General features: G+C 67.0%; 15 protein-coding genes. 5 read left to right on the plus strand and 10 right to left on the minus strand.

The window, feature by feature from the left end:
• Positions 1-133: 133 nt before the first annotated feature.
• The 4 genes from AB6724_RS13295 to purU all read right to left on the minus strand — a co-directional run bounded on the left by AB6724_RS13295 (position 134) and on the right by purU (position 5,171).
• Positions 134-1,264, minus strand: a complete 1,131-nt coding sequence (locus AB6724_RS13295) for an ABC transporter substrate-binding protein (RefSeq protein WP_369339007.1) — start codon at positions 1,262-1,264, stop codon at positions 134-136.
• Between the two features lie 159 nt (positions 1,265-1,423).
• Positions 1,424-3,373 carry a UvrD-helicase domain-containing protein gene (locus AB6724_RS13300; protein WP_369339008.1) on the minus strand — a complete coding sequence of 650 codons (1,950 nt, stop codon included), beginning with the start codon at positions 3,371-3,373 and terminating at the stop codon, positions 1,424-1,426.
• A gap of 20 nt (positions 3,374-3,393) precedes the next feature.
• Positions 3,394-4,296 carry a LysR substrate-binding domain-containing protein gene (locus AB6724_RS13305; RefSeq protein ID WP_369339009.1) on the minus strand — a complete coding sequence of 301 codons (903 nt, stop codon included), beginning with the start codon at positions 4,294-4,296 and terminating at the stop codon, positions 3,394-3,396.
• A gap of 26 nt (positions 4,297-4,322) precedes the next feature.
• Complete coding sequence (gene purU, locus AB6724_RS13310; RefSeq protein ID WP_369339010.1) at positions 4,323-5,171, minus strand: formyltetrahydrofolate deformylase; 849 nt, start codon at positions 5,169-5,171, stop codon at positions 4,323-4,325.
• Positions 5,172-5,222: 51 nt separating this feature from the next.
• Between purU and AB6724_RS13315 the strand changes: the two genes are divergently transcribed.
• On the plus strand, positions 5,223-7,937 hold the full coding sequence (locus AB6724_RS13315) for a sensor domain-containing protein (RefSeq protein ID WP_369339011.1): 2,715 nt from the start codon (positions 5,223-5,225) through the stop codon (positions 7,935-7,937).
• Between the two features lie 21 nt (positions 7,938-7,958).
• Here the strand turns inward: AB6724_RS13315 and AB6724_RS13320 are convergent, their stop codons facing one another.
• Complete coding sequence (locus AB6724_RS13320; RefSeq protein ID WP_369339012.1) at positions 7,959-8,837, minus strand: ChaN family lipoprotein; 879 nt, start codon at positions 8,835-8,837, stop codon at positions 7,959-7,961.
• 148 nt (positions 8,838-8,985) lie between these two features.
• Between AB6724_RS13320 and AB6724_RS13325 the strand changes: the two genes are divergently transcribed.
• Positions 8,986-10,092, plus strand: coding sequence for an AbrB family transcriptional regulator (locus tag AB6724_RS13325; protein ID WP_369339013.1), 1,107 nt, complete (start codon positions 8,986-8,988; stop codon positions 10,090-10,092).
• Between the two features lie 85 nt (positions 10,093-10,177).
• Here AB6724_RS13325 and AB6724_RS13330 read toward each other — a convergent pair whose 3' ends face one another.
• The 4 genes from AB6724_RS13330 to AB6724_RS13345 all read right to left on the minus strand — a co-directional run bounded on the left by AB6724_RS13330 (position 10,178) and on the right by AB6724_RS13345 (position 15,269).
• Complete coding sequence (locus AB6724_RS13330; RefSeq protein ID WP_369339053.1) at positions 10,178-12,301, minus strand: c-type cytochrome; 2,124 nt, start codon at positions 12,299-12,301, stop codon at positions 10,178-10,180.
• Positions 12,302-12,793: 492 nt separating this feature from the next.
• Positions 12,794-13,090 (minus strand): BTH_I0359 family protein, encoded by a 297-nt coding sequence (locus AB6724_RS13335; RefSeq protein WP_369339014.1) that lies wholly within the window; start codon positions 13,088-13,090, stop codon positions 12,794-12,796.
• Between the two features lie 241 nt (positions 13,091-13,331).
• On the minus strand, positions 13,332-14,444 hold the full coding sequence (locus AB6724_RS13340) for a DUF3108 domain-containing protein (protein ID WP_369339015.1): 1,113 nt from the start codon (positions 14,442-14,444) through the stop codon (positions 13,332-13,334).
• Positions 14,445-14,477: 33 nt separating this feature from the next.
• Complete coding sequence (locus tag AB6724_RS13345; protein WP_369339016.1) at positions 14,478-15,269, minus strand: IclR family transcriptional regulator; 792 nt, start codon at positions 15,267-15,269, stop codon at positions 14,478-14,480.
• A 110-nt stretch (positions 15,270-15,379) separates the two neighbouring features.
• Here AB6724_RS13345 and AB6724_RS13350 point away from each other — a divergent pair, with 110 nt between their 5' ends.
• From AB6724_RS13350 to AB6724_RS13360, 3 genes are all read left to right on the plus strand, one after another.
• Positions 15,380-16,441 (plus strand): fumarylacetoacetate hydrolase family protein, encoded by a 1,062-nt coding sequence (locus AB6724_RS13350; protein ID WP_369339017.1) that lies wholly within the window; start codon positions 15,380-15,382, stop codon positions 16,439-16,441.
• Between the two features lie 17 nt (positions 16,442-16,458).
• A complete protein-coding gene (locus tag AB6724_RS13355; protein WP_369339018.1) occupies positions 16,459-17,487 on the plus strand; it encodes a TraB/GumN family protein in 1,029 nt (342 codons plus the stop codon).
• Positions 17,488-17,574: 87 nt separating this feature from the next.
• On the plus strand, positions 17,575-18,549 hold the full coding sequence (locus tag AB6724_RS13360) for a Bug family tripartite tricarboxylate transporter substrate binding protein (RefSeq protein ID WP_369339019.1): 975 nt from the start codon (positions 17,575-17,577) through the stop codon (positions 18,547-18,549).
• 92 nt (positions 18,550-18,641) lie between these two features.
• Here the strand turns inward: AB6724_RS13360 and AB6724_RS13365 are convergent, their stop codons facing one another.
• Positions 18,642-20,171 (minus strand): sensor domain-containing diguanylate cyclase, encoded by a 1,530-nt coding sequence (locus AB6724_RS13365; RefSeq protein WP_369339054.1) that lies wholly within the window; start codon positions 20,169-20,171, stop codon positions 18,642-18,644.
• Positions 20,172-20,175: the final 4 nt, after the last annotated feature.

The following is a 20,175-nucleotide window of genomic DNA, read 5'->3' on the forward strand; positions in this document are numbered from 1 at the left end:
AGAGGATGGGCGTCGGCCGCGGTGTGAGTTTTCTTGCAGCCGCCTGTGAAAAGCGTTGCAGCAGCCCGCTTTCGAGTATTAAAACAGTAGCTTTCAGCGCTTGCTGTGCAATGGTTGGAGGCTGATTTGATGCTCAGTCTATGAAATGACCCTGCTGGTTCAGCATGGCCAGCCCCACGTAGCTGGAGCCGTGGTGGCGGCCGCTGGCAAAGCGTATGTTCATGGGGCCGTAATGCATCTCGCCCAGGCTGTCGAGCGCCGTGGCCAGCGAGGCGCGCGTCAGGCCGCTGCCGGCCTTGCGCAGGCCGTCCACCAGGGTGCGCACGTTGAGGTAGACCTCCATGCCCATGTACGAGGCGCTCTGTTTGCCCGCAGTGCCCAGCAGCTGCTGGTAGTCCTTGGACACGGCCAGGGCCGTGCGCCAGGGACTGGGCACCAGGGTGGTGAAGATCACGCCGCGCGTGTGCTCGCCCAGGCCCTTGACCACGCCCTGATGGGCCTGGGCGGCCAGGTTGTAGAACGGCACGCCCACCTGGGCCTGGCGTGCCGCGGTGATCAGGCTCACGGTGGCCGGTGCGCCGGCCAGCACGATCACGCCCTGCAGCTGCGACCTTTGGGTCAGCTGGGCGGCTGCGGCGGCGGCATTGCCGCCCGAGGGTTCCAGCGCGATCTCGGCCAGCGGCTGCAGGCTGTGCGAGCCCAGCACGGCACGCGCCGTCTCCAGGCTGTTCTGGCCGAAGCTGTCCTGCTGGTAGGCGATGGCGATGCGGTTCTGGCCCAGGGTCTGCATCTGCTGCACCATGGCCGAGATTTCGCTCAGGGTGCTGGCCCGCAGCAGATAGCTGTAGCGGCCCTGCGGCTGGCGCACGGGGCCGGTTCCGGCCAGGGCGCCGACCAGCGGGATCTGGGCTTCCTGCAGCAACGGCTGCATGGCGCCGCAGCTGGCCGAGCCCCAGCAGCTGAGCAGGGCCACGGCGCCGTCCTGGATCAGCTGGCGCGCATTGCCGGCCGCGCGCTGCGGCTCGTAGCCGTCGTCCAGCACCTGGAGCTGCAGCGGCCGACCGCCTATGCCGCCCTGGCGGTTGACGGCATCCACATAGGCCTGCATGACGGAGCGCCCTTCCTTGCCCGCATCGGCCTGGACCCCGGACAGCGGCAGGCTGGCGCCGATGAGTATCGGACGCTCCTCGGCCTGCAGCGGCGTGAGCCCGGCGGCCCACAATGCCAGGGCCAGAGCCCCGACGTGACCCGATCGCTTGTGCATATATATCCCCCCCCCCCTCGTTGGAATCGGCCCATGATGGCCAGAGCCGCGGAGGCGATGAAGAGGGCAAGCGCTGCAGTGTCCCTGCGGCGCGACGTTACATAGTTTTGACCGGCATGCATGCAGCGGCCTTGATGCCGCGCAGCCGGCGGCGGCTGTTTACAGGGCGGCAGGGCCGACGGGCGATTCGCCCTGCTGCAGCAGCCAAAGGTGCTTGCGGGCCCGGGTCATGGCGACGTAGAGCATATTGCGTCTTGGGTCGGCCGCATTGCGCGAGAAGTGTCCGGGATCGACGAAGGGGACGGCCACGTATTCGTACTCATGGCCCTTGCAGCGCTCCACCGTGAGCAGCTGCAGGCTGGCTTGCTCGCGGCGCTGGTGCTGGGCGATGCTGGAGCTGACCATGAGGCTCAGTCGCCCCAGGAATTCATCGACGGACAGTCCGGCGCAGATGCGCGACAGCGCTTGCAGGCTTGCCAGGCAGCGGTGCAGCTCGTCCTGGCTGATGGGCGCCTGGGCAAAGAACTGCCGCAGCAGAGGGTGGGCGCAGAGCCGGCCGGCGTCGGCGCACAGCTCGGCGGGCAGGGCCAGCAACTGGGCGCAGGGGGAGTCTGATGCGATGGAGGCCGTGAAAAAGCGACGCATGGCTTGCTGCTGGCCCTGCAGCTCGGCGGCAATGGCCTTGCTGTCGGCCTCGGGCGGAGTCTCGCCCAGCGCTTCCATGTCGAACAGGCCGTTGGCCAGCAGATCACCGTCGGGCCGGCTGCCGCGGCGCACATAGCGCATCAGGCCCTCGACAGCGCTGCTCAGAATGCCTTGCGAGAGCAGCGCGCCGCCGCTGCAGCCCTGCATGGCCCACATGATGGCCAGCACCAGGGCGATCTCGCGGCGCTGGTAGAAGCGCTGCAGGCCTTGGCAGCCGTAATGCACGCCTTCATGGGCAAATAGCCATTCCAGCAGCACCGAGTCCTCGGGCGAGCGCAGTATGACGCGCAAGGTGGCGGGCGGGCCGTCGGGCCGGCACGGCTGCAGGCTCACGAAGCGGTGGATGTCCAGCAACTGCCGGGCGCAGTCCTCGTGGTCCGCATAGCGGCGCGGCTCGAAACGCGACGCGGCGTTGGGGTAGTGGGCTTCGAACGCGACGCCGAAGAGCCGGTTCAGGCCTGCGCAGATCGCGGGGCCGAAGCGGTAGGTGGTGCGCAGCTCGGCCTGGCCCGTGCCCTCGGGCAGCTCCTGCAGCACGCGCTGGGCGCTGTCGCCGAAGACCGAGGAGGCGCCCGGCAGAATATGCTGGTTGAAGTCGCCCGCGCCTATGAAGCTGCCATTGCCGCGCGCCAGATGGCGCAGCACCAGCAGCGCCGCCTCGTCCAGGTCCTGGAGCTCGTCAAACAGCACGGCATCGAAGCGGCCCTGCAGCGGGGGGAAGTCCGTGCCGAAGTCCAGCGTGGCCAGCTGGCAGGCGAGCGCATAGGTGCAGTCGCCCGGCGCATAGAACAGCGGCTCCTGCGTCGGACCTTCGCGCAGCCGCTCGTATTTGCACAGCAGCCGGTAAAGCCCGTAGTCCAGCTCGTGGTCGCGGCAGAACTGCAGGGCGTCCAGCCCGGAGCTCTCCACGGCTTGCGCCAGCATGCGCTGCTTGGCCCGGGCCTCGAAAGTGCTGAAGGCGTTGATGTCCAGAGGGCGGGCCGGATAGTCAGCGAGCTCGGGGGGCTCGAGTTCCGCGTGCCGCTGCAGCTCCTGCAGCAGCGCCTCATGCGCCTGCTGGACGAGCAGATTCTTCTCCAGCGCCGAGGCCAGCATGGGCACGGGGTCGCCCTGCTCACCGAGCACCTGGGCGCAGAGCTGCTCCAGGGTCAGGATGTGCAGCTCCTCGGGCAGCACGCTCGTGAACTCGGCCAGGCGCGCCCGGATGGCCTTGAGCCCCGCTTCCGAGTAGGCCAGCATCAGGATGTTGCGTGCGCCCCGGCTGCGGATCAGGTCGGCGGCCTTGATCGCCAGCGTGGTGGTCTTGCCCGTGCCCGCCAGCGCATGGATCAGCAGCGAGTTCGCAGCGCTGTTGAGCGCCTGGTTCTGGTCTATGCCCGGATAGCTCTTGGGCCGCAGATGCATGGCGGGACTCCTGAAGGGGATCAGCTCATGGACTTGTGCAGCCAGTCGGCAAAGGCCGCGCATTCCCAGCGGTCCATGATGCCGGTCTTCCAGCACAGATAGTGGGCGTGGGGGCTGGGCGCATCGGTCTCGAACAGGCGCACCAGCGTGCCGTTCTCCAGCCAGGGTGCGCCCAGCTTGTGGCGCACCAGCGCAATGCCCATGCTGGCCGAGGCCGCGTCGCACATCAGGCCGATATCGTTGAACTGCGAGCCCTCGTTGGGCTCGGCCATGTCCAGGCCCGTGGCGGCAAACCAGGTGCGCCAGGGCTCCAGCGGGCTGCGCAGCAGCGGCATGCCCTCGAGGTCTTCGGGCCGTTCGAAAGGGCCGTGCTCGCGCACGAAGCTGGGCGAGGCCAGCGGCGTGACCATGTCGCGCGCCAGCTCGATATGCTCGACATCGGCATAGTGGCCGGCGCCGAAGCGCACCATGAGGTCGGCATCCTCGCCGATCACGTCGAGCAGCGGAATCGAGACCTGCAGCGCGATGTCGATCTCGGGGTAGGCCTCGGTGAACTGGCGCAGCCGCGGGATCAGGATCACGCGCGCAAAGGTCGGCGTCACGGCCAGTTTCAGCCGCCTGCGTCCCGGTGCGGCCGAGGCCCCGGGAAAGCGCTGCAGCGCGCCCAGTCCTTCACGCACATGGGCCAGATAGGCGCTGCCGTCCGTGGTCAGCGAGAAATCGGCGCGGCCGAACAGCCGCGTGCCCAGGATCTGCTCCAGCTGCTTGACGCGGTGGCTCACGGCGCTGGGCGTGACGCACAGCTCCTCGGCGGTCTGCGTGACCGAGCGCAGGCGCGCCAGGGCCTCGAAGGTGAGCAGGCACTGGATGGGCGGAATGCGCCGTGCCGTGACGCTGGTCCAGGCGCTGGCGCCGCTCGTCATGCCGACCTGTCCCAAGCCCGGCGCAATCAGCGAAACACCACGGTCTTGTGACCGTTGAGAATCACGCGGCGCTCGCTATGCCATTTCACGGCGCGCGCCAGCACCTGGCTTTCGGTGTCGCGGCCGCGGGCCGTGAGGTCTTCCACGGTGTCGGTGTGGTCGGCGCGGGCCACGTCCTGCTCGATGATCGGGCCTTCGTCGAGATCGGCCGTCACATAGTGGGCGGTGGCGCCGATCAGCTTCACGCCGCGGTCATGCGCCTGGTAATAGGGCTTGGCACCCTTGAAGCTGGGCAGGAAGCTGTGGTGGATGTTGATCGCGCGGCCGGACAGCTTTTTGCACAGATCGTTGGACAGCACCTGCATGTAGCGGGCCAGCACCACGAGTTCGGCGCCTTCTTCCTGGATGATCTCGTACTGGCGCTCCTCGGCCTGGGCCTTGGTGGCCGCGGTCACGGGGATGTGGTGGAACGGGATGTTGTAGCTGGCGGCGAGCTGATAGAACTCGCGGTGGTTGCTGATGATGGCCTTGATCTCGATGGGCAGCAGGCCGGACTTCCAGCGGAACAGCAGATCGTTGAGGCAGTGGCCTTCCTTGCTGACCATGATCACGGTCTTCATGCGCTCGGTCTTGGAGTGCAGGCTCCACTGCATCTCGTACTGTTCGGCCAGCGCGGCCACGGCGGTCTTGAGGGCGGCGGTGTCGGTGTTGCCGACGCCGAACTGCACGCGCATGAAGAACAGGCCCGTGGCGGGGTCGTTGTACTGGGCGGCTTCTTCGATATTGCCGCCTTGTTCGAGCAAAAAGCCCGAAACGGCATGCACCAGACCCAGTCGATCTGGGCAGGATAGGGTCAAAATATAGGCTTGGGTCATAGCTGGGCAATTGTCGCAGCAAGGCAGGGACCCTGCGGACAAAGGAATTACATGAAAAGCGAGGGAGGGCGTTCCCGCGTCACGTCGGGGAGCCTGATGGCTCTTTACGTATGCGCAGGGCTGCTCTGGTTATGGGCGCAGGAGTGGCTGCTGGCTTATTTCGAAGTCACGGAGCCGCAGTCTACGCGCTGGCAGATAAGCTGTTTTGTCGTCTGGCTGCTTGCCACTGCGCTCGCCGGGGGCTGGCTGCACCGGCGCAAGCGCGGCGCCGAACGCCTGCGGCAGGAGACGGTCCAGGAACTGGAGCTGGTGGTGCGCCACGCTCCGGCCGGAATGGCGCGCGTGCATGTGGGCGGCGCCGAGATCGTCTGGGCCAATGCCAAGCTCGCGGGCTGGCTGGGGCGCAGCGTGGATTCGCTGCGCGGCCAGGATTTCCGCGTGCTGGTGCCTGTCGACGACCCCCAGCAGGTGGCGCAGCTGATGGAGCGCTTGCTCGATGGCAGCAGCGACCACTTCCAGGTGCTGCGCCAGTGCGTGCATGCGACCACGGGCAAGGTCACGCCGGTACTGTGCACCACCAGCCGCGTGGCCGCGTCGGGCGCACACGGCCCGATGGCCCTGGTCTGCGTGCTGCAGGATCTCAGCGAGATGGTCTGCGCCAGGGATGCCATGCACCGCAGCGAGACCATGCTGCGCATGGCGCTCGAAGGCAGCGGCAACGGCGTCTGGGAGTGGGATGCGAGAGAAGGCCGGCTGAACCTGTCCTCGGGCATGAGCGCGCTGCTGCGCTACACGGGCCAGGACCTGGCCCGGGATTTCGATTTTCTCCAGCGTTTGCACCCCGACGACGCCCCCCTGGTGCGCCTGGAGGTGGAGCAGGCGCTGGAGCGGGGCAACATGCTGGTGTCCACGGCGCGGGTGCTGTGCTTTGACGGCATGTACCGCTGGTTTCGGGCGCGGGGCCAGGCGCACAAGGACGTTCACGGCCGTCTGCTGCGCATCTCGGGCCTGCTGGCCGACCAGACCGCGAGCCGCGAGGCCGAGGAGCGTCGCCGCCTGGCCGCCGCCGTGGTGGACAACACCATAGAGGGCGTGATCGTCACCGATGCGCGTAGCCGCATTCTCTCGGTCAATCACTCCTTCGTCCGGCTGCTGGGCTACAGCGAGGCCGAAATCCTGGGCCAGACTCCGCGCATGTTCAAGTCGGGCCGCCACGACAAGGCGTTCTATGACGCCATGTGGGCCAGCCTGTATGCCACGGGCCACTGGCAGGGCGAGATCTGGAACAAGCGCAAGAACGGCGAGGTGTTCCCCGAGCGCATGTCGCTGAGCGCCGTCAAGGATGCGGCGGGCGTGGTCACCCACTATGTCTGCATGTTCACCGATATCTCGGCCGAGAAGGCGCGCGAGCAGCAGCTCGAGTTCCTGGCCCACAGCGACGCCTTGACCGGCCTGCCCAACCGCACGCAGTTTGCGCGCCTGCTGGGCGAGGCCGTGGAGCGGGCCCAGGTGACGGGCCGCGGCATGGCCGTCATGCTGCTCAATATCGACCGCTTCAAGGATGTGAACGACAGCTACGGCCACTCCATAGGCGACGAGGTGCTCAGGCATACCGCGGCCCAGGTGCAGTCAGCGTTGCGCGCAGGGGATGTGATCGGCCGCCTGGCCGGCGACGAGCTGTGCGTGGTGGCCCAGTCGCTGAATGCGCGAGCCGACGCGGTCGAGGTGGCCGAGCGCCTGATGGCCGCGGCCGGCAAGCCCTGGACCACGCCGGACGGGCTGTCGGTGGTGGTCAGCGTGAGCGTGGGAATCTGCCTCTATCCCGAGCACGCGCTGAGCCCGGAGGATCTGCTGCAGGGCGCACATGCGGCCGTCTATGGCGCCAAGAGCCGCGGCTCCAACGCCTGGTGCTTCTTCCACGAAGACATGACCCAGGCCGCACGCGAGCGGCTGGCGCTGGAGGCACGGCTGCGCCGCGCGCTGGATCTGGGCCATATGCGCCTGTACTACCAGCCGCAGGTGGACCTGGCCACGGGCCGGCTGGTGGGCGCCGAAGCGCTGCTGCGCTGGCTGGATCCGGAGCAGGGGCTGATTTCTCCGGCACGCTTTATTCCGGTGGCGGAAAGCTCGGGCGTGATCGGCCCGCTGGGCATCTGGGTGCTCAACGAGGCCTGCCGCCAGGGCCAGCGCTGGCGCGACCAGGGGCTGCCCGAGCTGACAATTGCCGTCAACGTCTCGCTGCATCAGTTTCTGCTCACCGATATCGTGGGTGCCACGACCCAGGCGCTCACGGAGTCGGGCTTTCCCGCGCGGCTGCTGGAGCTGGAGATCACCGAAAGCGCGCTGGCCGAAAAGCCCGAGGAAGCGCTGTTTGTGCTCAACCGCCTGCGCGAGCAGGGGCTGAGGCTGGCGATCGACGACTTCGGCACCGGCTACTCGTCGCTGGCCCACCTCAAGCGCTTTCCGGTGGACCTGCTCAAGATCGACCAGGGCTTTATCCGCGACATCCCGAACAGCGCGGACGATATGACCATCAGCAGCTCGGTCATCGCCCTGGGCCACGCCATGGGTCTGAAGGTGCTGGCCGAGGGCGTGGAAACGCGCGAGCAACTGCAGTTTCTGCAGCAAAAAGGCTGCGACTGCTTCCAGGGCTATTACTGCAGCCGCCCTCTGCCAGCGGAGGACTTCGCGCGCTTGCTCGAAAAAGAGCGCGCCGGCCTGCCACAGGTCGAGGTCCAGCTCAGCGAGGCCGACCTCGGGGCCTGAGTCGGGCCCGTACAGTCGAGCTCAGGGCCTGGCCGCGGCCCGGTCCTGCCACTGCTGGCGCAGCTGGGTGCACTGGTCCTCGGCCGCCGAACCCGGCAGGGTCAGCAGCTTGTCGGCTTTCATCTGCCCGGCGTCCGGTGCCAGATCCGACTGGGCGATGGCGACCTTGACCGAGAGGCCTGCGGGCAGCCAGGTCGGCACGCCGATATCGGCGCGCACATGGCCGCGGCCCGCAATCAGCAGCACGCTCCGGCCCGGCCCGGCAAGATCGCGCACGGCCGTCGCGGCGACCCCGGCCATGGTTTCGTCGCGCGCCAGCTGAACCCTGGCCATGGGGGCAAACTGCGATTCGGGCAGCAGGCCGCAGTGGCCGCTCTTGATCGCGTCGAGCTGCAGCTGCCAGCCGGCCTGGCTCAGGTGGCTGTCATAGCGGGTCTCGGCCATGGCCGTCTTCATCTGCGTGCGCGGCAGATTGCCGCCCAGCACGGGCACGCCGGCGCGCACGGCGCTCATTACCACGGGGCCGTAGTCCTGCCAGGGCCAACCGCCGCCCTGCTCCCAAAGCAGCGCGGCTTTGACCTCTTCCTCGGAGGCGCCGGCCGGCAGAGCTCTGGTGCTGCCGCCGGCGGCAGCCATTTCCACCACCACGGCGGCCAGCCGGCCTTGCGCGGTCAGGCTGCGCACGGTGTCGGCCTCCCAGCGGTGGTGGGCGGCCTGGTCATGCTGCTCGCCGAGCAGGATGAGGCTCGCGTCCCGCCACTGGCTCAGCGTCTGCGGCCATGGCTGGTCAGCAGCGGGCAAATTTGCCTGGAGAGCACAGCCGCCCAGCAGCAGCGCGGCCGCCAGGGCCCAGGGTTTGAAGAACGGGCGCGGCTGTGCCGCAGAAACAGAAGTCCACATATCAAGCTGAGTGCGTTCGTCATAGACGGGGCATGGCTTCGTAGCTGTAGATTTCGTACCGGCTTTGCCCACCGTGAATTGCCGCGATACTGCGGGGCATAGCCCCTATCGCCTCGCCATTGTCGCGCCTTGCCGGATTCCCGTGCACATGCCAGCCTTGCCATCTCCTCGATTTCTGGCCCGCGTGGCCGCCACCCTCGCTCTGGCCTGGCTGGCCGCGCAGCTGTGCCTGGCCCTGCACACGCCGCTGCCCTGGATGCTGGGGCCGCTGATTTCGGTATCCCTGGCCTCGATGGCGGGTGCGCCCACGCAGAGCTGGACCAAGCTGCGCAATCTGGGGCAGTGGACCATAGGCGCGGGCCTGGGCCTGTACTTCACGCCCGCGGTGATGGAGCTGATCGCCGGTCTCTGGTGGGCGATTGCACTGGCCGTGGGCTGGGCGCTGCTGCTGGGCTGGGCGTTTGGCTGCTGGCTGTACCGGGTGCAGGCGCCGTCCATGCTCAAGCAGCCCGGCATGAGCGCGGCCAGGCTGCGCGCCACCACCTATTTTGCGGGGGCGATCGGCGCGGCCTCGGAGATGACGCTGCTGGCCGAGCGCGAGCAGGCGCGCACCGATCTGGTCGCCGCCAGCCACAGCCTGCGCCTGCTGATCGTGACCGTGAGCATTCCTTTTGCGCTGCAATGGGCGGGCTTGCATGGCGAGCCGGGTCTGGCGGCGCCCGGCATACGCGTGGTGCAGTGGCCGGGCCTGGCCTGGCTGGCGGTGGCTACGGGCCTGGGGGCGCTGCTCATGCTCGGACTCAAGCGCGCCAATCCCTGGTTTCTCGGCGCCCTGACCGTCGCCATGGGTCTGACCCTGGCGGGCATAGAGCTGTCCGCCGTGCCGCAGTGGCTGACGAATGTCGCGCAACTGGCGATAGGCGTGAGCCTGGGGGTGCGCTTTCGCCGGGAGTTTGTGCATACCGCTCCGCGTTGGCTGGCCATGGTGGCCCTGGGAACGCTCGGGCTGATGGCCATCTGCGCCGCGTTTGCCTGGCTGCTGCACCGGGGCACGGACCTGCCCTGGGTCACGCTGCTGCTGGGCACCTCGCCGGGCGGCATCACCGAGATGGCGATCACCGCCAAGGTGCTGCAGCTGGGCGTGCCCGTGGTCACCGCCTTCCAGGTCTGCCGGCTGGTGGCGGTGCTGCTGCTGGTGGCGCCGCTGTACCGCGGGCTGGAGCGTCGCCTGAATCGGCCGGCCCTGCAGCCCTGAGCACGCATGAAAAAAGCCGCAGCTTCCGAAGAGGCTGCGGCTTGCGTGGCAGAGCCACCGGCCCTGAGGCCGGCGGCGGCCGCTCTCAGTAGCGCGCGTCGGCCGGCTTCTTGTCCTTGGGCCAGTCCTTGACCTTGGGCGCGAAGTCCGGGCGCGGCTGGTGGCTGAAGAACTCGGCCACGTCCACGGCATCCTGGTCCGAGAGGCCGCCCTGACCCAGCGGGAAGTTGCCATGCATGGCGATGGGCATGTTGCGCTTGACAAAGGCCGCGGCCGTGTAGGTACGGGCCATGCCCGCGCCGATGTTGAAGGACTCCTCACCCCACAGCGGCGGATAGACCCACTGGCCCTTGGCGTTCTTGATGCCCTCGCCGTCGGCTCCGTGGCAGAGCGCGCACTGCTGGGTATAGACCTTCTGGCCGTTTTCCACATTGGGCAGGATCTTCTGGCTGATCTTGCCCACGCCCCGGCCCTCGACCTTGTCCTCGGGCTTGGTCTCGTTGCGCATCCAGTCGAACAGCGCGACCATGGCCTTGAGTTCGTCGGAATCCAGCGGCAGCGGCTTGCCGTTCATGGAGCGCAGGAAGCAGCCGTTGATGCGGTCTTCCAGCGTGATGGTGCGGCCCGCGCGCGGCGCATAGCTGGGGAAGAAGGCCGAGATGCCGATATAGGGCGAGCCATCGGCCACGGTACCGGCGTTCAGATGGCAGCTCGCGCAGTTCAGGGCGTTGCCCACGTTCTTGGGTAGCAGGTCGCGGGTCTCGATGTTCAGGCGCGCGCCATAGACCAGCTGCTCGGCATTCTTTTCCTTGAGCATGTCGGCCAGGCGAGGAGTCTCGAACGGACGCGACTTCTCACCCTTGGCATCCAGCGTCTTGCGCAGTGCCAGCACGTCCTTGGCCTGAACCTCGGGCGCGTCCTTGCGGCCCCAGTTGCGGCGCGTGAAGTTCAGGATGTCGGCAATCTCCTGGTCGCCGAGCTGGGCGAAGGCCGGCATGGTCAGCGGCCTGCTGTGGGTCTGGGTCACGGGAGTGGTCCAGCCGGTCAGCATGATGTGGATCAGCGTGCTGGGGTTGTCCGACAGCAGCGAACGGTTGCCTGCCAGCGAGGGGAAGACCTTGTCCACACCGCCGCCGTCCGAGCGGTGGCAGTCGGCGCAGAACTGCAGATAGCCGAGGCCGCCGCGCGTGCGGTAGAGATCGGCCGGCACGTTGTAGTGCGCGGCGTCGGGCGCCGAATCCTTGGTGGCGCGCGCCGGGATGTCGATGCGCGGTGCCGGGCCCTGGGCGATCTGCATGGGAAGATCTTCCTTGCCCGCAGGCAGGGCCTTGAGGTAGCTGCCAATGGCCAGCAGGTCGCTGTCGCTCATGTACTGCGTGCTGTGCTGGACCACGTCCACCATATTGCCGGAGACCGTGCCGTGGCTGTTGCGGCCGGTCTTGAGCAGCTCGGCGGTCTCGGCCGGCGTCCACAGATTGCGCAGGCTCAAGGCGCGCCAGCCCTCGACGGTTTCACCCGCCAGGAAGAACTGGCCGTTCTTGCCCTCGCCGGTCATGGTCTTTTCCTGGAAGGCGATGCCGCGCGGAGTGTGGCAGGCGCCGCAGTGGCCAAGACCCTGGACCAGATAGGCGCCGCGGTTCCATTCGGCGCTTTGCTGGGCCTGGGGCTGGTAGGGGGTGTCGTCGAGGAACAGCCAGTTCCACAGCGACAGGCCCCAGCGCTGGTTGAAGGGGAAACCCATTTCCGAGGGCTTGTTGGCGGCCTGAACCGGGGCCACGCCCTGCATCAGATAGGCGTACAGCGCCTGCATGTCCTCGCCCGTCATCTTGGCGTAGGAGGGGTAGGGCATGGCCGGGTAGAGGTTGCGGCCGTCGGCGGCCACGCCCTTGCGCATGGCGCGGTCGAACTGCTCGAAGCTGTAGCCGCCCATGCCGCTGCTTTTGTCGGGCGTGATGTTGGTGGAATAGAGCTTGCCGAACGGCGTCTCCAGCGCCAGGCCGCCGGCCATGGGCTGGGTCTTGCTGCCCGTGTGGCAGGCCACGCAATCGCCGAGGCGGGCCACATAGCGGCCGCGCTCGATCAGCTCGCGCTGCGCGGGCGGCAGGTCGGCCGAGTAGTTGGCCGGCAGATCGTCGATGATCTTGGACTCGCTGCTGGCCGCGGGCGCAGCGGCGGCCAGCTGGGCCTCGTTGACCGAGGCCCAGGTCATATGCCCGAACACCGCCAGCGCGGTGGCGACCGGCAGCAGGCTGTACTTCAATGCAGAGTTCATGTTTTTCCCTGGTGCTAGATATTGATTGAAGCGATTTTGAAGAGCGTGTTGGTGATTAATTCTTCGCGCTATTTACACCGGTTAATTGATATGGATCAATATTGGGTGAGGCCGGATTGGCTTGGTGCGAGCCGGGGCCCGAGCACTTCCGGAGTGCTCCGAATAGCATTGCTGAGAATTACCGTCCCATAAGGCCTGCGTCGTAATCGGCTGATGGCGTGGAGGCCTGGGGTTTCGGGCTCTATTTTAAATTTCTGCTTAATCTCGATTTACAAAGTTTGATTGGAAAACTGTGGCGAATAGATGATTTAACGAAGGCTTAATATTTTCTCGAAGATGATTTGAAAATATCGAGTTCGATAATCGGCAGCAGGCGCAAAAAAAGGAACCTGCAAGCAGGTTCCTTTTGGGGGCCGGTGAGGGCTAAATTCAGTGGATGATCACAGGCTGCTGAGCCAGACCCGCGTACTGATCGAGGATGTCCTCCACTTCTTCCTCGGTGGGGGCATCCTGTTGCCAGGCCAGGATTTGCTTCTGGAACATTTCGGCCCAGGAGCCATCCAAGTACACCTCTTTGCCCGAACGCTTGTCCACGATCTCGAAACCGTGGCGCGGCAGCTGGTGGGCGTGGGCTTCAGTCTCGGCGTTGCCTGCCGGAGCGTCTGCTTCCATGTCTGGACGCAGGTGGAGCACCGCAAAGGATTCTGAGTCGTAAAGCATTTGCATGGTGTTCCTCCTTTCACTTCCGTTATGAGCATGCCCACCAAGGAAATGGTGGTTGGGTGCGGTATTTCAAGATACGAAATGCCTGCTCTTGCACTTGAGGACAGTATTCCATGGATTTGAGGGCTCTGCGACGAAGCGCTATCCCGAATTTCGGTAGGTCGGCCGCAGTTCCGCGCGCCAGTGCAGCGCCTGAGCCGGTGCAGGCGCCGGCCTGCGTGGGCGGCCCGCAAGCAGGCCGCCGTCACTGGGGCGCGGGCGCGTATTTCTTGAGCTGCAGGTCGACAAAGTCGTCCTGGCCCTGGGTGAGCTTGATGCGCACTGGCAGATACTGCATGGCCGGCGCCAGCCAGACGGAGCCGCGCTGATCGCCGCTGCTCTTGCCGGGCAGCTTGTCCAGGCGCAGTGCCATGACGCTGCCAAAAGGCAGGCTCAGCGCCTCGGCCGCTCCCACGCGGAACTGCCAGCGCGTGGCGGCGCGGGCGCTGCTGGTGGTCAGGTCGATCAGCGTGCCCGGCGGGTATTTGTCGGGCGCGGCCGCGATCAGGGCGGACAGCTGCAGGAACACGCTGAGGCGGTCCTGCACCCCGTCCGAGATGGCGGCCTCGGCCGTGCCGCTGCTGTAGCTGGCCTTGCCGCCGGCCACATCGAAGTTCGCGGACTGGGTCTTGCGTCCCTGGTCGCTGAAGTTCAGCGGCTGCAGGCCGTGGGGCGTGATCAGTCCTTCGCTGGTCTGGGCACGCTCGCCCAGCAGGAACATGCTGACCGACTGGCGCGCGCTGTAGTACTGGCCGTCGTGCTGCCATTGCAGCCGGGCTCCGGCCGAGTAGTGAAAGCCCTTGACCTGGCCCGAGGCGTCGAACTCCAGCGTGGCCGAGTTGGGCAGGGTGACCGGCAGCACCGTGCCGGGCGGCAGCGGCGCCGCGCCTGCCGGAGTGACCTGGATGGGGCGTGCGGTATCGGCCTCGTTGGCCTCGGGGGGCTCGGGCGCGGGCGCCGGGGGCTCTGCGGGCGCTGTGGATTCAGGAGCGGGCGGTGCAGGCGTATCAACGGCTTGAACCGGATTCGGCTCGGGTTCCGGCGCTGCGGGGGCGGGCTCGGGCGCGGCGGCCGGGGCCGGCGGCTTGGGCGCAGGCCTGGCTTTTGGCGGCGGCGGAGCGGGAGCGGGCTTGGGAGCGGCGGGCGCGGGGGGCGGAGGCGGGGCCGGCAGCTCCACCAGGCGGGTATCCATGACCACGGCCGCGGGCTGGGGCGGCTGCTCGAGCGCGGGCACGCCCAGCAGCACGATGGCGTGCGCGGCCAGCACCACGGCGGTCACGGGAATCAGGACTTTGCTTGCCTTGGGAGAGCGGCCCATGCGAGGTCTTTGCTATTGGCTTGACAGGGGGCTTCAGTCTGCGGCCGTGGCGCCCCAGCCCAGATCGCGGGACAGCTGGCGGGCCGCGGCCTGCAGCGGCGCGTCGATGGCTCCACCATATTCGGGATCGAAAGTCGCCAGCGAGCCCAGGGTCATCAGGCCCAGCACGATATGGCCCGAGGCATCGAACACCGGCACGCAAAAGGCCACGATGCCCGGCAGCACGGTGTCAACCACGCGGGCCGTGCCGCGTTCGCGCACCTCGGCCAGCATGGTGCTCACGGCCTCTTCGGACTGCGGCAGGTCCTGGCGCTTGGCCTTGCGCGCGCGCTCCATCTCGGGCTCCAGCAGCGGCGCCGTCATCTCGCGCGGCAGCCAGGCCGCAAAGCAGCGGCCCGTGGCCGAGGCCAGCATGGGCATGACGTCGCCCAGGCGCAGATTGGCCGTCACGGACTGTGCGCATTCCTCCCAATGCACGATGGTGGGGCCGTGGTTGCCCCAGACCGCAATCGCCACCGTGTGGTCGATGTCCTGCATCAGCGCAGGCATGCGTTCGCGCGCCAGGCGCACCGGGTCGAGCCGGGTCAGCGAGGCCAGGCCGATCTTGAGCGCCGCGGGCCCGAGGTCGTAGCGCGAGGTGCGCTCGTCCTGCGCCACCAGGCCTATGCGCTGAAAGCTCACCAGATAGCGGTGGGCCTTGGCGGCGCTCATGCCGGCCGCGGCGGCTAGGTCCTTGAGCATCAGCGGCCCGCGTGCCTGTGCCAGGGCCTCGACCAGAGAGAAACCCACTTCGACCGACTGAATCCCTGCGCGTTCCTTATCCATTGCAATAGAATCGTGTTTTGTTTAGTTAAATCAATTTAACCAATCGTAATTTTGGCTAGCGCTGCCTGGCATTGTGCCAGCAGCCTGTGCTGCGAGGACAGGGAGAACGCATGAAACTGGCAAGCTACAAGGATGGCTCACGTGACGGGCAGCTGGTCGTGGTGTCGCGCGACCTGAGCCAGGCCTGCTATGCCACGGGCATCGCCAACCGCATGCAGCAGGTGCTGGACGACTGGAGCTATATGGCGCCCCAGTTGCAGGACCTGTCGCACGAGCTCAACCACGGCAAGGCCCGCCATGCTTTCGCCTTCGATCCCCGGCGCTGCATGGCCCCGCTGCCGCGAGCTTACCAGTGGGCCGACGGCTCGGCCTATATCAACCATGTGGAGCTGGTGCGCAAGGCGCGCAATGCCGAGGTGCCGGCCAATTTCTATACCGACCCGCTGATGTACCAGGGCGGCAGCGACGATTTCATCGGCCCCTGCGACGACGTGATCGTGCCCAGCACGGCCATGGGCATAGACTTCGAGGCCGAGATTGCCGTCATCACCGGCGACGTGCCCATGGGCACGGACGCCAAAGAAGCGCTGGACGGCATCCGTCTGGTCATGCTGGCCAACGACGTGAGTCTGCGCAATCTGATACCGGGCGAGCTGGCCAAGGGCTTCGGTTTCTTCCAGAGCAAGCCCGCCACGGCTTTCAGCCCCGTGGCCGTGACACTGGACGAGCTGGGCGAGGCCTGGAAGGGCGGCCGCCTGCACCTGACGCTGCAAAGCACCTGGAACGGCCGCAAGGTCGGCATGTGCGATGCGGGCGAGGAGATGACCTTCCACTTCGGCCAGCTGATCGCCCATATCGCCAAGACCCGCAACGTGCGTGCCGGCTCCATCGTGGGCAGCGGCACGGTGAGCAACAAGGGCGTGGAAACCGGCAAGGGCAAGGAAAAGCGCATGGAATGGCCCAAGGGCTATAGCTGCATCGCCGAAAAGCGCTGCATAGAGACCATCCAGGACGGCGCGCCCAAGACCGAGTTCATGCAGTTCGGCGACACCATACGCATCGAGATGAAGGGCAAGGACGGCCAGAGCATCTTCGGCGCCATCGACCAGAACATTGCACCGCCCGGCGGCAGCGAGCCGGAACCCGAAACCGTGGATACTGCGCAAGCCTGAACCGCCTGGAGAAGCTCATGCGCATCCTCTGGAGTCGAACCCTGATCGAGCGCGGCCTGCTGGCCGTCGCCCTGGCCCTGTGGGCCGGTCTGGCACCGGCTGCCGAGGCACCGGCACAGCAGCCGGCCTGCCCGCCCAAGGCGGCGATGCCGGCGCCGGCCCAGCTGCAGCAGCTGGCGGCCCGGGCGCAGGACCGCGGCCTGCTGTGGCGCGTGCGCCATGATGGGCATACCAGCTGGCTCTACGGCACCATGCATGTCTCCAGGCTCGACTGGTTCATGCCGGGGCCGGAAGTGGTGAAAGCTCTGCGCGGCGCCGACAAGCTGGCGCTGGAGCTCGATGTGCTGGACCCCCAGGTGCTGGCCGAACTGGAGGCCGGCCTGAAGGCGCGCGACGGTGCGCCCGCGTTGTCGGCCGCGCTGGCCGCACGTCTGGACAAGCAGCTGCGGCTGGCCTGCGCCGAGGCGGACGTCGCGCGGCTGCGGCCCGAGGCGCAGGTGCTCAGCCTGCTGGCGCAGGCGGGCCGCCGGCAGGGCCTGGACCCCAGCTATGGCGTGGACCTGATTCTGGCGGGCGCGGCCCGGGCCATGGGCAAGCCCGTGATCGGCCTGGAGACGCCGCAGCTGCAGCTCAAGGACCTGGTGTCGGACGACCCCAAGGAAGTGGCCGAGGCCGTGGACGACGGCCTCAAGCAGCTGGAAAGCGGCAAGGCCGGACCCATGATGGTCATGCTGGCCGATATGTGGTCCGAGGGCCGGCAGGAAAAGCTCGAGAGCTATGCCCAATGGTGCGGCTGCGTGAATACGCCGCGCGAGCGCGCCCAGCTCAAACGCATGCTGGACGGCCGAAACCCCGGCATGGCCGATGGCATTGCGAGCCTGCTCAAGCAGGGCGACAGCGTGTTTGCCGCCGTGGGCGCGCTGCACATGGTCGGCCCCGGCGGCCTGCCCGCGCTGCTGCGCAAGAAGGGCTATCAGGTCGAGCGCGTGAAGTTCCCCGTGCAGACGCCGCCGAAATCAGAGTCAAAACCCGTGGAAACGCCATAAATACAAGCGTCAGCTGCTATCAAGAACTACAAGCCAGGCAGCTGCGCAGAAGCCGCAAAGCATTACCTCACCTCAAGGAGACAAACGATGGATCGTCGTCAATTTCTGGCTGCCGTGGCAGCCGGCTCGGCAGCAGCCGCTTCCCCCCTGGCCATGGCCCAGGAATGGCCTGCCAACCCCGTGCGCTGGGTCGTGCCCTATCCTCCCGGAGGCGGCACCGACGTGCTGGCTCGCACCGTGGCCGAGGCCATGCGCAAGACGCTGAACCAGACCATCGTGGTGGACAACCGCCCCGGCGCCTCCACCAATATCGGCGGTCAGATCGTGGCCTCGGCCAAGCCCGACGGCTACACCATCATGTCGGCCGACAACGCCATCCTGGCCTACAACGAGCACCTGTTCTCCAAGCTGCCCTTCAGCCCCGAGAAGGACTTCAGCTATGTGGGCGGCATCAGCCGCTTCCCCATGGCGCTGGTGGTGCACCCGAGCTTCGAAGCCAAGGACTTCGCCCAGTTCCTGGCCTATGTGAAAGCCCACCCGGGCCAGGTCAACTACGCCTCGCCGGGCAATGGCTCGCCTCACCATCTGGCCATGGAGCTGTTCAAGAACCGCACCGGCACCAGCCTCACCCACATCCCCTACAAGGGCGCAGCGCCCGCGCTGGCCGATGTGATGGGCGGCCAGGTGCCCTGCATGTTCCTGGACCTGGCTTCGGGCCTGCCCGTGATCCAGTCCGGCAAGGTGCGCGCCCTGGCCATTGGCACGGCCAAGCGCGTGGCCAATCTGCCCAATGTGCCCACGCTGGCCGAGCAGGGCCTCAAGGACTCCGAGGTCTATGCCTTCCAGGGCATTCTGGGCCCCAAGGGCATGCCGCCCGCCGTCGTGCAGCGCATCAACGGCGATCTGCAAAAAGCGCTGAAGGACCCCGACGTGGTCAAGCGCATGGCCGACTTCGGCATGGAGGCCCTGCCCGGCACGCCCGAGCAGTTCCAGCAGCTGGCACGTGCGGAATCCAAGCGCTGGGGCCAGGTCATCAAGGCTGCGGGCGTCAAGCTGGACTGAGCGCCGCCGCTCCATCTCAAAGGCCCGGGATCACCGGGCCTTTTTTGCTTGAACGGCCTTCGAGCGCTGGTGTCGCGTTGCTTGCCCCAAGCCTATCCCGCCACGCGATTGCGGCCGCCGTGCTTGGCGGCATAGAGCATGGCGTCGGCCTGCTGGAACACGGCCCTGATCTCGTCGTCGCTGTCGGGCCAGTGTGCGACTCCCGACGAAATGGTGACGCGTCCCACCTCGGGCAGCTCGGTGCTCTCCACCAGCGCGCGCAGGCGCTCGGCCATCTGCAGGGCGCTGAGCAGCGGCGCCTGGGGCAGCAGCAGCAGGAATTCCTCGCCGCCCACGCGGCAGGGAATGTCTTCGGCACGCGAGACCGTGCGTATCTGCTGGGCCAGCTGCTTGAGCACCGCATCGCCGGTGTCGTGCCCGAATCTGTCGTTGATCTGCTTGAAGTGGTCGATGTCGATGGCGACCACGGCAAACGGCGTCTGCTGGGCCTGGAGGGCGGCGATCGCCGCCTCCAGATGGCGGCGGTTGCCCAGTCCCGTGAGCGGGTCGGTGTTCACGTCCTCGCGCAGCTTGGAGATATTGCGCTGCAGCAGGCCCATGCCCTTGAGCATGGCTTTCTTCATTTCCTGCGATTCGAAGTACCAGGATTTGACGGAGCGGATGGTCTGCGCGGTCTCCGGTCTGTCCATGTCGCGCGCGCCGTCGGCCAGCTGGCGCAGGGGGCTGGCGATGTGGCGGGCGCTCCACCAGATCACCACCAGCATGATGAGGACCAGGGGCAGCGTCTTGTAGAGCACGGAGCTCATGAGCGCATTGAGCGGGGCCAGCGTGGCGAGCTTGGGCCGCTGGGCCACGATGCCCCAGCCCGTGGAGGGCACGACCGCATAGCCGGCCAGCATCTCCACGCCCTGGCTGTTGGTCAGGGACGCGCGGCTGGATTCGCCGGCGCTGACCCGGTCGATGGCCAGATTGTTGTGGACGACATCGCCCACGCGCTTGTCATCGGGGTGGTAGATGATGTGCTTGTTCTTGTCCACCACATAGACATAGGAGCTGTCCTGGTAGAAGTGCGAGCCCAGCAGCGTGTCCAGCATGTTGTCCCGCTTGAGGTAGATGCTGCCGCCCACGGCGCCCAGGTATTTGCCGCTGGCGGCAAAAATCGGCTGGGAGATGAAGACGATGAAATTGCCCGCAACCGACATATAGGGCTGGCTGATCACCGGGCCCTTGGCCATGAGGGTTTCGACCACGCCCGCGCTCTGCAGCGTCTTGCCCTTGATCTGCAGGGTCTCGGGAGAGGTGGCCAGCACATAGCCGGTGTCGTCGATGATGGTGACGGAATTGAAGCTCTGGGTCTGCAGCCGCAGCCGGTCGACTTCGCGGCCCAGGTAGCGCTCGTCCCGCATATGGGGAGCTAGCAGCTTGGCGCTGTAGGCCAGCTGCTGCAGCGCCGACTGCAGAAAGTCGTCCGTGCTGCGCGCGAGCTTGGTGGCATAGGCGTAATGCCCTTCCAGCGTGTTGTCTATCAGCTGCTGGCGCTGCACCAGATAGCCCGCGTAGAAGGTGTTGGCAAACGGGACCAAGGCGCTGCACAGGGTCAGGGCCAGAATCAGGCGGCGCAGATCC

It is taken from the genome of Comamonas guangdongensis (genome assembly GCF_041079535.1).
Lineage (GTDB): Bacteria > Pseudomonadota > Gammaproteobacteria > Burkholderiales > Burkholderiaceae_C > Comamonas > Comamonas guangdongensis.

Excerpts from the sequence above, each read along its gene's own strand:
- AB6724_RS13295 (WP_369339007.1), bottom strand. The coding sequence starts at position 1,264 with ATGCACAAGCGATCGGGTCACGTCGGGGCTCTGGCCCTGGCATTGTGG.
- AB6724_RS13300 (WP_369339008.1), bottom strand. The coding sequence starts at position 3,373 with ATGCATCTGCGGCCCAAGAGCTATCCGGGCATAGACCAGAACCAGGCG.
- AB6724_RS13305 (WP_369339009.1), bottom strand. The coding sequence starts at position 4,296 with ATGACGAGCGGCGCCAGCGCCTGGACCAGCGTCACGGCACGGCGCATT.
- purU (WP_369339010.1), bottom strand. The coding sequence starts at position 5,171 with ATGACCCAAGCCTATATTTTGACCCTATCCTGCCCAGATCGACTGGGT.
- AB6724_RS13315 (WP_369339011.1), top strand. The coding sequence starts at position 5,223 with ATGAAAAGCGAGGGAGGGCGTTCCCGCGTCACGTCGGGGAGCCTGATG.
- AB6724_RS13320 (WP_369339012.1), bottom strand. The coding sequence starts at position 8,837 with ATGTGGACTTCTGTTTCTGCGGCACAGCCGCGCCCGTTCTTCAAACCC.
- AB6724_RS13325 (WP_369339013.1), top strand. The coding sequence starts at position 8,986 with ATGCCAGCCTTGCCATCTCCTCGATTTCTGGCCCGCGTGGCCGCCACC.
- AB6724_RS13330 (WP_369339053.1), bottom strand. The coding sequence starts at position 12,301 with ATGACCTGGGCCTCGGTCAACGAGGCCCAGCTGGCCGCCGCTGCGCCC.
- AB6724_RS13335 (WP_369339014.1), bottom strand. The coding sequence starts at position 13,090 with ATGCAAATGCTTTACGACTCAGAATCCTTTGCGGTGCTCCACCTGCGT.
- AB6724_RS13340 (WP_369339015.1), bottom strand. The coding sequence starts at position 14,444 with ATGGGCCGCTCTCCCAAGGCAAGCAAAGTCCTGATTCCCGTGACCGCC.
- AB6724_RS13345 (WP_369339016.1), bottom strand. The coding sequence starts at position 15,269 with ATGGATAAGGAACGCGCAGGGATTCAGTCGGTCGAAGTGGGTTTCTCT.
- AB6724_RS13350 (WP_369339017.1), top strand. The coding sequence starts at position 15,380 with ATGAAACTGGCAAGCTACAAGGATGGCTCACGTGACGGGCAGCTGGTC.
- AB6724_RS13355 (WP_369339018.1), top strand. The coding sequence starts at position 16,459 with ATGCGCATCCTCTGGAGTCGAACCCTGATCGAGCGCGGCCTGCTGGCC.
- AB6724_RS13360 (WP_369339019.1), top strand. The coding sequence starts at position 17,575 with ATGGATCGTCGTCAATTTCTGGCTGCCGTGGCAGCCGGCTCGGCAGCA.